The sequence below is a fragment of the Mesorhizobium sp. WSM1293 genome (assembly GCF_000513875.1).
GTDB lineage: Bacteria > Pseudomonadota > Alphaproteobacteria > Rhizobiales > Rhizobiaceae > Mesorhizobium > Mesorhizobium ciceri.
On record NZ_AZUV01000009.1, the window covers coordinates 306,097 to 318,175 of the forward strand.

The following is a 12,079-nucleotide window of genomic DNA, read 5'->3' on the forward strand; positions in this document are numbered from 1 at the left end:
CGATGACGCAGACCCTCACGCCGCCATGACGCACGATGTCATCGCCGGGATGAAGCGCCGCGTCACCCCACGATGCCGCAACGCAGCATCAAAAGGACGTGAAGGATCACTGGCATAAATCCCAACGATCAGAAAAATTGATTGGCGCAACCCCTTGTGCCACGGTTACGTTCGGCTGGTCCAGCCAAACGAAAAAGGCTGGCCATCGAGGAAATCTCCCATGCCACAGCGAAACGACACGGCGATATGGTCCGGCCTGTTCCGGATTTCGGCCGAATCCGGCCAAACCCTGCAGGCGCAGATCCGCCAGGCCATCGTAGCCGCCATTCTCGACCGCCAGATCGCCGCTTCGATGCCGCTCCCTTCCTGCCGCATCCTGGCCGAAAAACTCGGCGTGGCGCGCGGAACCGTGGTGCTGGCGTTCCAGCAGCTCGTCGACCAGGGTTTCCTGGTGGCGCGCGAGCGGCGTGGCCATTTCGTCAATCCCGATGTGCTGGCGACACCGGCCAAGCCGCACCAGAAGGCGCCCGACCAGGCCAATGAGATCGACTGGAAGGCACGCCGCAAGATCGCCGCAAGCGACATGCCGCCGCCGGCCAAGCACGAGAACTGGATCAAATCGTCCTATCCTTTCGTCTACGGGCAGTTCGACCCGGCGCTGTTCCCGACCGCTGAATGGCGCGAGTGCAACCGCATGGCGCTTGCCGTGCTGGAAATCCGCAACTGGGCGTCCGACATGGTCGACCGTGACGATCCGCTGCTGATCGAGCAGATCCAGGCGCGGCTCCTGCCCCGGCGCGGCATCTTCGCCAATCCCGACGAGATCATCGTCACGCTGGGCGCCCAGAACGCGCTCTACATGCTGGCGACGCTGCTGATGTCCAAGGGCTCCAAGGTGGCGATGGAGGACCCCGGTTACCCCGACGCGCGCTCGATCTTCCGCCTTGCGGGCGCAGAGATACAGCCGGTGCCGGTCGACCAGTCCGGCATCGTAACTGCTTCTATTCCCAATGATTCCGGCTTCGTCTTCGTCACGCCCAGCCATCATTGCCCGACCATGGTGCCGTTGTCGGCGGAACGGCGGCAGGATCTTCTGGCGCGCGCCAACCGCTACAACCAGATCATCATCGAGGACGGCTATGACAGCCAGCTTCTCGACGAGGCACCGCAGCAAGCGCTGAAGAGCCTCGATCGTTCCGGCCGCGTGGTCTATGTCGGCTCGATGTCCAAGACGCTGGCTCCCGGCCTGCGGCTCGGCTACATCGTGGCGTCCGCCGGACTGATCGCGGAGCTCCGGGCGCTGCGCCGCTTCATGCTGCGTCATCCGCCGGCCAACAATCAGCGCGCCGTCGCACTGTTCCTGTCGCTCGGCCACCACGAGGCGCTGGTGCGGCGGCTGTCGTCAGCCTTCGACGAGCGGCGCAAGCGGCTGGTCCATGCGATTTCCGCCTTCCTGCCGGAATGGCGTTCGACCGATTCGGCCGGCGGTACGTCGCTGTGGCTCGAAGGGCCGCGCGGCACCGATTCGCGCGGGCTTGCCGAGGCAGCGGCCTCGCGCAGCGTCATCATCGAGCCAGGCGACCGCTTCTTCGATCGCACTGAAAAGCCTTCGCGTTTCATGCGGCTGGGCATCTCGTCGATCGCACTGCAGCACATCGAGCCAGGCATCCGCGAACTGGCCACGGCCGCCGGACGCAGACCCGCGGCCGCCTGATCCATCATCGACCTCTCGTGACCGGAGCCGCTCCCAGCGGCTCCGGTATTTTAGTTCTGGCACATGGAACTGAGCCAGCTGGCCCATAGGATGGGCCAGTGCCGGCGGCATAGTCGGCGTCATCAGGGGAAGAAGCAGGCCGATGGTGGACCAACCGCCACGAGTTCCTGCCGACGAAGTTGGAGTGCTCCATGCCAGTGGCTGTCGAACAGCAGGACACGCCGGCGAACCGTCGTCCACAACGCTCCGGTCTTCGCGAAACAGGACATGCCATGCGATCATCTCCCCTGGTGGAGGATGCCAGACCACAGCACAAGGCCATCGAGGGCGGCGGCTACGGGCCGCTTCGCGGGGATGACCGCGAGCGTATCCACGAAGGCGTGCTGACGCTTCTGGAGACAGTGGGTTTCGCCAACGCCATTCCTTCCTGCATAAAGGTGCTGACCAAGGTGGGGGCGATCCATGGCGACGATGGCCGGGTCCGCTTTCCGCGCGCGCTCGTGCTCGACACCATCAAGCGGGCGGCACGACATTTCACGCTTCATGGCCAGGACCCCAGGCACGACATGGTGGTCCAGGGCAAGCGCGTGCACTACGGCACGGCAGGCATCGCCGTGCACCTGGTGGATCTGGAGAAGCGTGAGTACCGCGAATCCAAGCTGCAGGATATTTATGATGCCGCCCGCATCGTCGACGGGCTGGACAACATTCATTTCTTCCAGCGGCCGATGGTGGCGCGCGACATCGCCGATCCGCTCGAGATGGATTTCAACACGCTTTATGCCTGTGTGATGGGAACATCGAAGCACGTCGGAACATCCTTCACGGTGCGTGAGAACGTGAAGCCTGCACTTGAAATGCTGTACGCCATCGCCGGAGGCGAGGAGAATTTCCGCGCCCGGCCATTCGTTTCCAACTCCAATTCATTCGTCGTGCCGCCGATGAGGTTCGCCGAGGATGCCTGCGGCGTGCTCGAGGCCTGCGTCGAAGGCGGCATCCCGATCCTGCTGCTGTCGACCGGCCAGTCCGGCACGACGGCACCCGCGGCGATGGCCGGCGCCGTCGTGCAGGCAGTGGCCGAAGTGCTGGCCGGCTTGGTCTATGTCAACGCGCTCAAGCCCGGCCATCCGGCGATCTTTGGCGCATGGCCGTTCATGTCCGACCTGCGCACCGGCGCCATGGCCGGCGGGTCGGCCGAGCAGTCGGTGGCAACGGCGGCCTGTGCCCAGATGGCGCAATTCTACGACCTGCCCGGTGGCTCCGCCGCCGGCATGACGGATTCGAAATTGCCCGACATTCAGTCCGGCTACGAAAAGGGCATCACCAATGTGATGGCCGGCCTCTCCGGCCTCAACCTCGTCTATGAGGCGGCCGGCATGCATGCCTCGCTGCTCGGCTTCTGCCTGGAGAGCCTGGTCATCGACAACGACATGCTCGGTCATTGCCTGGGCTGCGCGCGTGGCATCGACGTGACTGACGAGGCCCTGTCGATCGACAGCATCGCGGAGGTCTGCCTCAAGGGTCCGGGCCACTATCTCGACAACGAACAAACGCTCAAGCTGATGCAGACCGAGCACTTCTATCCTGCCCTCGGCGATCGTTCCTCGCCGAAGGAATGGAACGAAAAAGGCCGGCCTGATATATTGCTGCGTGCGATCACCGAGAAGAAGCGCATTCTTGCCGAACGATTTCCGCGCCATGTGCCAAAACAGGTCGACGACAGATTGCGTGCCCGTTTCGGCAACCTGATCCACCTGCCGCGCACGCATATGGGCGGCTGACCGGAGACAAGTCTCGTGCAGCCATACAGCCATACACGACCAACCATCGGGCAGAACGACAAATGAGTGTGCATCCTATCCAGCAAGCCCCCACCGACGGCGACGCGATCGATCGGCTGGTGGCATCTCATCGGCCAGGCCACGGCCTGGTGCGTGCCTTCTATCATGACCCGGCGATCTTCGAGCGCGACATGGAACGGGTCTTTCGCCGCCACTGGCATTGCCTGGCCCACGCCAGCGTTATCCCGAACCCCGGCGATTTCGAGCTGTTCAAACTGGGCGACGAGGCGGTCATCCTGACACGCGGCATGGATGGCACCGTGCATGCCATGCTCAACGTCTGTCGCCACCGCGGCGCCGAGGTCTGCACCAAGCAGAAGGGCAACGCGAAGATGTTCGTGTGCCCCTACCACGCCTGGGCCTATTCCAATGACGGATCGTTGCGCGCTGCCCGCCTGATGCCGAAGGATTTCGACCGCACGGCGCACGGGCTGAAGAAGCTTCATGTCCGCGTCGCATCCGGTCTGGTCTTCATTTCCTTCGCCGAGACGCCGCTCGATTTCGATCCTATCGAACAGTCGCTGCGAACGAGCTGCGGCCAGTATGGCTGGAGCGACGCCAAGGTTGCGTATCGTCAGTCCTACCCGCTCGACGCCAACTGGAAGCTCGCCGTCGAGAACTATGTCGAATGTTACCATTGCGGGCCGGCGCATCCGGAATATTCGCAGACGCATGCGCTGGAAAAGCCGGCAGAAATGATCGAGCAGCTCAATGCGGCGATGGAGCAACGCACCTGCGCGCTCGGCATCGAGATCGGCAGCGCCAACCGCTGGCAGAACTCGGCGGCCGGTCAGGAAGCAATCCACACCTTCCGCTATGCGCTCTATGACGGCGTTTCGAGCGGCAGCCAGGATGGATCGCCGGTGGCCCCGCTGATGGGACGCTTCTCCGACTATGACGGTGGCGTCACTTCCATCCATCTCGGCGGCACGACCTTCCTCGTATGCTATCCCGATCACGGCATGATCTACCGCTTCATCCCGAAAACGGCTGGCACCTGCGAGATGGAACTGATCTGGCTGGTGCGCGGCGACACGGTCGAGGGCCAGGATTACGATCTGGAGAAGCTGACCTGGCTGTGGAAGATCACCACCGAAGAGGACAAGAAGATCATCGAGCACACTGCGCGCGGCGTGCGCTCGCACTATTTCGTGCCCGGACCTATCGCGCCGATGGAATATAACGAACTGCGCTACATCGGCTGGTATCTCGAGGAGATCAGCCGGGCCTGAACGGCTCGGCTGCCTTAGAGCATTCACCGTTTCACGGAAACGGCGATCTGCTCTAACTCTTTGTTTTGACGCAATTCTAGACGGAAAACCGCTCACACTTTTCCTAGAATTGCTCTAGGAGAATCAGGCAGATCTTGCCTTTCGCGTCATTCCGCGCTGAGCCCGTATCGGTCGACGACTTCGGGGTTGATGAGCTTGGCATGCAGCGTCATCAGCACGATCTGCGCGTCGAGGCTGTCACCGGCTTCAAGCGCCGCCTCGATGCGGCGCTCGGCTCCCAGCGTCCGCTCATGGCCATTGGCTTGCTCGAAGGTTTCGGGACCCGCGATGCAATAGCTGCATAATTGTGCCACCGACGCATAGGTGCCCGGTGGCGGCTCGTCGGGCCAGCGATCCTTCATGAGATTGACGAGGGTAAGCTTCACGCCCTCCGGCACAAGGGCTGGATGCAGATCGGCGCCGCGCAATGCATCGTCGAGCTGCCTCAAGTCGCCCGAACGGCCGAACATTCCGAGAAAGCCGAGGGAAGATCGCCGTCCGGCCATGATGTTTCCTTCCATTTCCAGCCCACTTAGGTGGTGGGCAAGCGGATTGCAAAGGCGGTGCTGTCTAACCAGCCGCCGCCAGCAAGATCCCTGCAAGGGCGGATAGCGCGAGTGTCGGCAGCATGCCGACTTTCAGCTTCAGGATGGCGACCATGGCGGCCACGGAAAGCAAGGCCGCGCGCCAGTCGATCGACGAAAGCACCGGCACGTTCATGCCAAGGCCCGTCGCGCGCACCTCACGGAAGATGACGTGCAAGGCAAACCATAGGGCCAGATTCATAATTACCCCGACAACGGCGGCGGTGATCGCGCCCAGTGCGGCCGACAGTGCCTTGTTGCCGCGCAAGGCCTCGATGTAGGGCGCACCGAGGAATATCCAGAAGAAGCAAGGCGTGAACGTCACCCACAGAGTGAGCAAAGCCCCCAGCGATCCGGCAACCAACGGGTCCAGCGAGCCGGAATGGCGGAACGCGGCGATGAAGCCGACGAACTGCAGCACCAGGATGAGCGGCCCTGGCGTCGTTTCGGCGAGCCCAAGGCCATCGACCATTTCACCCGGCGCCAGCCAGCCGAAGGACTGGACGGCTGCCTGTGCGACATAAGCGAGGACCGCATAGGCGCCACCGAAGGTGACGACAGCCATGAGACTGAAGAACCGGCCTATCTCGGTCCAGACGCTTGCAGAGCCGGTGAACCACCAGATCAAAAGAACAGGCCCGAGCCAGAGCGGCAGCCAGATGGCGACGGTGCGCGGTGCATGCCATCTGGTCGGTTTGACATGGGCCAGTTCGCCACGCTCGAACATCAGGTCGACCGCTCCCTTGAAGTCGGCAACATCGTCCTTGCCATGGGCCGAGCCGGAAAACAGGGCGGGAGCAATGCGATCCCCCAGCCATCCCGTCAGGCCGGCTAGCAGGACGATGAGCGGAAAGGGCACATTCAACGCATAGATGGCGATGAACGCCGCGACCGCGATCGACACCATGACCCGGTTCTTGAGGGCACGCCGGCTGATCCGGACCACCGCCTCGACGACAATGGCAAGCACAGCCGCCTTGACCCCGAAAAACAGCGCCGCGACAAGCGGCACGTCGCCATAGAGGACGTAGAGGCTGCTCAAGGCGAGCATGACGAGCGCGCCCGGCAAGACGAACAGGATGCCGGCGACAAGGCCGCCGGCCGTCCTGTGCAGCAGCCAACCGATGTAGATGGCGAGTTGCTGGGCTTCCGGGCCAGGCAGCAACATGCAGTAGTTCAGCGCGTGCAGGAAACGCCGCTCACCGATCCAGCGCCGCTCCTCGACCAGTTCCTTGTGCATCAGCGCGATCTGCCCGGCCGGACCGCCAAAGCTGAGCAATCCGATTTTCGCCCAGACCTTCACGGCCTCGGTGAAGGTCGGTGCAGCCGGCACCGGGACAGTTCCCGCCTTATTGTCCGGGACAAGAGCGGTCACGACGGCTTACCCGCAGCCGGCCAGTTGTGCGTTTCTTCGGTGGCGTCGCGACACCAGCGGAAGAACGCGTCGTAGAGCAGCATGCCTGCTTCCAGTTGTTCCAGATCGTCGCGGTACATACGCGACAGACCAAGCGAGGCAGCCAGAAAGCCGGCCGCCTGAGGCACCAGGTCAAGGCTTGCAGTGTCGGCCGCCCGCACGATTGCAGCGAGGCGATCGAGCGCCGCGGATTCCAGCCCGAACTCCTCGATCATCGTGTCGAAGGTGCAGCGCTCGCCGCGATGGCTCCAGAACACATTGTCGATGTCGAACGGCACGGCCTGAAAGCGGTCGGCAACAGCCAACACTTCAGCGGGTTCGACGAACAGGAACACCGCGTCGGGGTCGACGAAACGCCGGATCAGCCACGGGCAAGCGATGCGGTCGACCTTCGGGCGCGATCGCGTCACCCAGACGGTGGCGCCCTTTTCATTGCGTGGCGGCATCTTGGCGGTGCGGGCCAGAAGCCCGCCGGCATCGCGCCAGGCTTCAAAGCCGCCTTCGAGAGATTCAGCTGATATCCCCTCATGGCGCAGCCATGCGGCCACGCCTTGCGAGAGCTTTTGCCCCCTCTGGCAAACGACGGCCACTGGCTTGCCGGCGAACGTGGCCGCCCAGCTTGAAACGGTTTTGAAATCGCGACGGCACGACGCCGGCAACAGCCGCGGATCGGCGTCGAAATCTTCATCTATGCGAACATCGACAATGACTGGGGCGCCCGGCAGACCTATGAGCCGGGACAATTGCGGTACGGTGATAGCGGTTGTTGACGGCATGGCGTCCACCTCCTGAAAAGAGAAGCTTGGACGCGAACGTTGGGCTGACGCCTCACGGGGTCGTCGCGATGCACCCCTTGTCATGATGGTGGATTTGTTGGGCGCGCTTGTCAAGGACGGTGGCCGTTCTCGACCTACCCGGCAGCGATGCAACACGCTGACCGGAAAACCGACGGCGGCCTGATTTGATCAAGCCGCCATCCGTCGATCCAGAATCAATGATTGTCCCTGGGGACACCGCTGGTGTGCGCGACATCCTGGTATTTCACCGCCGGCTTCAGCACCATTCCCTCCGAAAACTGCGCGACCATACCGCGCTGGATCTCCTGCCAGGGCGTCTGGTGCTCGGGATAGTGGAAGCCGCCATTGTTCTGCAGTTCGGCGCGGCGCCGGGTGATCTCGTCGTCGGTGACGAGGATGTCGGCCGTGCCCTTGCGCAAGTCGATGCGGACCCGGTCGCCCGTCTTGAGCAGCGCCAGTCCGCCGCCGATCGCCGCTTCCGGCGAGGCGTTGAGGATCGACGGCGAACCCGACGTGCCCGACTGGCGGCCGTCCCCGATGCAGGCGAGCGCGTGGATGCCCTTCTTGATGAGATAGGCCGGCGGCTGCATGTTGACGACCTCGGCACCGCCGGGATAGCCGACCGGGCCGGCGCCGCGCATGAACAGGATGGTGTGTTCGTCGATGCCTTGCGCCGGGTCGTCGATGCGGGCGTGGTAATCCTCCGGCCCGTCGAAAACCATGGCGTTGCCTTCGAAAGCCTCGGGATCCCTAGGATTGGACAGATAGCGCTCGCGAAACTCGGGCGAGATGCCGCTGGTCTTCATGATCGCCGAATCGAACAGATTGCCCCTGAGATTGATGAAGCCGGCATTGGCCTTCAGCGGCTTGGCGACAGAGCGGATGACGTCGGGGTTTTCGTTGGCGACGCCCTCGCTATTCTCGCCGATCGACTTGCCGTTGACGGTGCGTGCGCCGGGATGCGGCAACAGGTCGCCCTTCATCAGTTCGGCAATGACCGCCGGCACGCCGCCGGCATGATGGTAGTCCTCGCCAAGATATTCGCCCGTCGGCTGCAAATTGACCAGCAGCGGCACATTGAGGCCGACCGTCTGCCAGTCGTCATTGTCGAGCTTGACACCAAGGTGGCGGGCGATGGCATTGAGGTGGATCGGCGCGTTGGTTGAGCCGCCAATGGCCGAATTGACGACGATGGCGTTCTCGAAAGCCTCTCTCGTCATGATGTCGGACGGCTTCAGATCCTCATGCACCATCTCGACGATGCGTTTTCCGGTCTCATAGGAAATCTGGCCACGCTCGCGGTAGGGCGCGGGAATGGCGGCCGAGCCCGGCAACTGCATGCCAAGCGCCTCGGCCAGCGAGTTCATCGTGGTGGCGGTGCCCATGGTGTTGCAATAGCCGGTGGACGGCGCCGACGAGGCGACGATGTCCATGAACTCGTCATAATCGATCTCGCCGGCCGACAGGCGCTGGCGTGATTCCCAGACGATGGTACCGGAGCCGGTGCGCTTGCCCTTGTGCCAGCCATTGAGCATCGGCCCGACCGACAGCGCGATCGCCGGAATGTTGACGGTGGCCGCTGCCATCAGCAGCGCCGGCGTCGTCTTGTCGCAACCGATGGTCAGCACGACGCCATCGAGCGGGTAGCCGTAAAGCACCTCGACCAGGCTGAGGTAGGCAAGGTTGCGGTCGAGCGCTGCGGTCGGCCGCTTGCCGGTCTCCTGGATCGGATGGCAGGGGAACTCGAACGGAATACCGCCCATCGAGACGATGCCTTCGCGCACACGCTTGGCCAGTTCGATATGATGACGGTTGCAGGGCGACAGATCCGAGCCGGTCTGGGCGATGCCGATCAGCGGCTTGCCGGACATCAGTTCGGCGCGCGTCAGGCCGTAATTGAGATAGCGCTCGAGATAGAGAGCCGTCATGCCCGGATTGTCGGGATTGTCGAACCACTCCTGCGAGCGAAATTTTTTCTTATGGGTGGGGGCGCCTGCCATCATGGTCTCCGTATTTGTAAGACAAATCGATATGGCAACGCGCGGGAGCAGGCAAGAGGGCGTGCGGTCGCAACCGGACTTTGGTGCGATAGACACGCACCAAGCCGTGCGTTACGGGTTCGGACAGTCTTGTCCGGGAGGTTTTCATGGCTTTGGTGATCGAAGGCGAGGAGCGCATTGCCGCACCGCTGCAAAAAGTGTGGGAAGCGCTGAACGATCCCGAGGTCTTGAAGGCGACCATTCCCGGTTGCCAGAGCCTGGAGATGAAGTCGCCGACCGAGATGGCGGCAACCGTGGTGGTGAAGATCGGACCGATCAAGGCGACGTTCAACGGCGAAGTGACGCTGAAGAACCTGAAGCCGCCGCACTCCTACACCATCCAGGGCGAAGGCAAGGGCGGCATTGCAGGCTTCGCCAAGGGTGGCGCCGACGTGACGCTGACGGCAGATGGACCCGACGCCACGATATTGAACTACGCGGCCAAGGCCGATGTCGGCGGCAAGATCGCCCAACTCGGCAGCCGGCTGATCGAATCGACCTCGAAGAAACTGGCCGGACAGTTTTTTTCCAGCTTCGGCGAGAAGGTCGGCGCGGCCTAGGCTGCAGAGCGGCGGCTACCGAACAAGCTACTCGAAAACAATACTCGGCACCGCCGCTGCCGCAGCACCACGCTCTTCGTTAACCCGGTCCCAGACCTTCGAGGCGATGTCGCGGTAGATTTTCGCCTCGGCGCCGTCGGGCTTGGAGACGACAACCGGCGTGCCGGCATCCGAGCTTTCGCGAATGCCCATCTCGAGCGGCACCTCGCCGAGGAAGGTGACGCCAAGGCGCTCGGCCTCGCGCCGCGCCCCGCCATGACCGAAGATGTCGTAGCGCTTGCCGGTGTCCGGGGCGATGAAATAGCTCATGTTCTCGACGATGCCGAGCAGCGGCACGTCGACCTTCTTGAACATGTTGAGGCCTTTTCGCGCGTCGATCAGGGCCAGGTCCTGCGGCGTCGAGACGATGACGGCGCCAGCCAGCGGCACCTGCTGGGCCATGGTCAGCTGCGCGTCGCCGGTGCCGGGCGGCATGTCGACGACGAGCACGTCGAGCCGACCCCATTCGACTTCACGCAGCATCTGCGTCAGTGCCGACATCACCATCGGGCCACGCCAGATCATCGGCGTTTCCTCGTCGACGAGGAAACCCATCGACATCACCTTCAGGCCGTAATTCTCCATCGGTTTCAGGATCTTGCCGTCGACGGTCTGCGGCCGGCCGTGGATGTTGAGCAGCCTTGGCATGGACGGGCCGTAGATGTCGGCATCGAGCACGCCGACGCGCAGGCCGTTGGCGGCGAGGCCGAGCGCGATGTTGACGGCGGTGGTCGACTTGCCGACGCCGCCTTTGCCGGAAGCAACGGCAATGATCGCTTCGATACCGGGCACGCCACGCTTGCCCGAGCTGTGCGAGGCCGGCGCGTGCGGAGCCACACGCGGCGCGGCGGCAGCGGGCGCAGCCGGCGGAACGGGCCTGGGTGCGGGGCGCGATGGAACCGGCGCCTCCATGCCGCCGCCCTTCTTCTCCGCCGTCAGCGCGACGACGGCGCCGGCGACACCGGGGATCGCCTTGACGACACGCTCGGCAGCGGCGCGCAGCGGCTCCATTTCCTGGGCGCGGGCGGCGGGAACGGTAATCGAGAAGAAGACCTTCCCGTCGGCGATGAAAATTTCCGAAACCATGCCGAGGTCGACGATGTTGCCGGTGAAATCCGGCCCGTTGACCGTCTTCAGACGCTCGGTGACGATTTCCTTGGTGACGGACATGGCAGTTTTTCCTTACGCAGCTTGCGCCTGAGATGCAGCTTGCACCTGAGATAATGCAGTTTCCGGACAGAACCAAGCCGTGGAGCAATGGCTGTCTTGGCGTGCCTGAAAAACCGGCGGGTCCTGCCGGATTTCATCCGCGCCAAACGTCCTCCAGATAAGCGAGCGCCGATGCGGCCAGCAATCAATCCAGCCGACAGTCGCCAAACGATCGCAGCGACCTATTTCAACGACCAGCACGGGACCGACAAGCCGAGAAGGAGGCGATTATGCTCGCAAACAGCAACGCAACGGCAAATCTGGCGGTAAGCGATCTGGCAAAGGCCAAGGCTTTCTACGAAGGAACGCTTGGCCTGAAACAGGTGCAGGATGAGGGGGGCGAACTGATCGTGTACAAAAGCGGCGATACCACCCTCAACGTCTATCATTCCCAATTTGCCGGAACCAACAAGGCGACAGCGGTGACCTGGATGGTTGGCGACGAGATCGGCAACATCGTCAAGGAGCTGAAGTCGATGGGCGTCGCCTTCGAGCACTATCAGATGCCGGGCTTGACGCTGGAGGGCGATCTCCACGTCGGTTACGGAATGAAAGTTGCCTGGTTCAAGGATCCAGACGGCAACATCCTGAACCTTGTGGACAGGTAGATT

The 12,079-nt window shown here is 63.0% G+C and carries 10 protein-coding genes; 5 read left to right on the forward strand and 5 right to left on the reverse strand.

All coding sequences use genetic code 11. The annotated features are described in order from the left end of the window. Positions 1-220 precede the first annotated feature (220 nt). The 3 genes from M729_RS0113190 (at position 221) to M729_RS0113200 (ending at position 4,787) form a co-directional block, all read left to right on the forward strand. Positions 221-1,714: a PLP-dependent aminotransferase family protein gene (locus M729_RS0113190; RefSeq protein ID WP_024503382.1), complete on the forward strand. Its 1,494-nt coding sequence runs from the start codon at positions 221-223 to the stop codon at positions 1,712-1,714. A 191-nt stretch (positions 1,715-1,905) separates the two neighbouring features. Next, positions 1,906-3,495, forward strand: coding sequence for a trimethylamine methyltransferase family protein (locus M729_RS0113195; RefSeq protein WP_027161820.1), 1,590 nt, complete (start codon positions 1,906-1,908; stop codon positions 3,493-3,495). Between the two features lie 62 nt (positions 3,496-3,557). Further along, the gene (locus M729_RS0113200; RefSeq protein ID WP_027161821.1) at positions 3,558-4,787 is read left to right on the forward strand and encodes an aromatic ring-hydroxylating dioxygenase subunit alpha; all 1,230 of its coding nucleotides are present in this window, start codon (positions 3,558-3,560) and stop codon (positions 4,785-4,787) included. A 146-nt stretch (positions 4,788-4,933) separates the two neighbouring features. Here M729_RS0113200 and M729_RS0113205 read toward each other — a convergent pair whose 3' ends face one another. The 4 genes from M729_RS0113205 to M729_RS0113220 form a co-directional block, all read right to left on the reverse strand. Further along, the gene (locus tag M729_RS0113205; protein WP_024503380.1) at positions 4,934-5,332 is read right to left on the reverse strand and encodes a hypothetical protein; all 399 of its coding nucleotides are present in this window, start codon (positions 5,330-5,332) and stop codon (positions 4,934-4,936) included. A 64-nt stretch (positions 5,333-5,396) separates the two neighbouring features. Continuing rightward, complete coding sequence (gene chrA, locus M729_RS0113210) at positions 5,397-6,785, reverse strand: chromate efflux transporter (RefSeq protein ID WP_024503379.1); 1,389 nt, start codon at positions 6,783-6,785, stop codon at positions 5,397-5,399. Next, positions 6,782-7,600: a chromate resistance protein ChrB domain-containing protein gene (locus tag M729_RS0113215; RefSeq protein ID WP_027161822.1), complete on the reverse strand. Its 819-nt coding sequence runs from the start codon at positions 7,598-7,600 to the stop codon at positions 6,782-6,784. The genes chrA and M729_RS0113215 overlap by 4 nt, the downstream gene beginning before the upstream one ends. 215 nt (positions 7,601-7,815) lie before the next feature. Then, positions 7,816-9,621 carry an IlvD/Edd family dehydratase gene (locus M729_RS0113220; RefSeq protein ID WP_013528004.1) on the reverse strand — a complete coding sequence of 602 codons (1,806 nt, stop codon included), beginning with the start codon at positions 9,619-9,621 and terminating at the stop codon, positions 7,816-7,818. A 146-nt stretch (positions 9,622-9,767) separates the two neighbouring features. Between M729_RS0113220 and M729_RS0113225 the strand changes: the two genes are divergently transcribed. Beyond that, positions 9,768-10,220 carry a carbon monoxide dehydrogenase subunit G gene (locus M729_RS0113225; RefSeq protein WP_013528005.1) on the forward strand — a complete coding sequence of 151 codons (453 nt, stop codon included), beginning with the start codon at positions 9,768-9,770 and terminating at the stop codon, positions 10,218-10,220. A 27-nt stretch (positions 10,221-10,247) separates the two neighbouring features. Here the strand turns inward: M729_RS0113225 and M729_RS0113230 are convergent, their stop codons facing one another. Beyond that, entirely contained in the window at positions 10,248-11,429 is a 1,182-nt protein-coding gene (locus M729_RS0113230; RefSeq protein ID WP_027161823.1) for an Mrp/NBP35 family ATP-binding protein, read from the reverse strand. Positions 11,430-11,698: 269 nt separating this feature from the next. On the opposite strand from M729_RS0113230, the gene M729_RS0113235 reads away from it, so the two are divergent. Further along, complete coding sequence (locus M729_RS0113235; RefSeq protein ID WP_027161824.1) at positions 11,699-12,076, forward strand: VOC family protein; 378 nt, start codon at positions 11,699-11,701, stop codon at positions 12,074-12,076. The last annotated feature ends 3 nt before the right edge of the window (positions 12,077-12,079 follow it).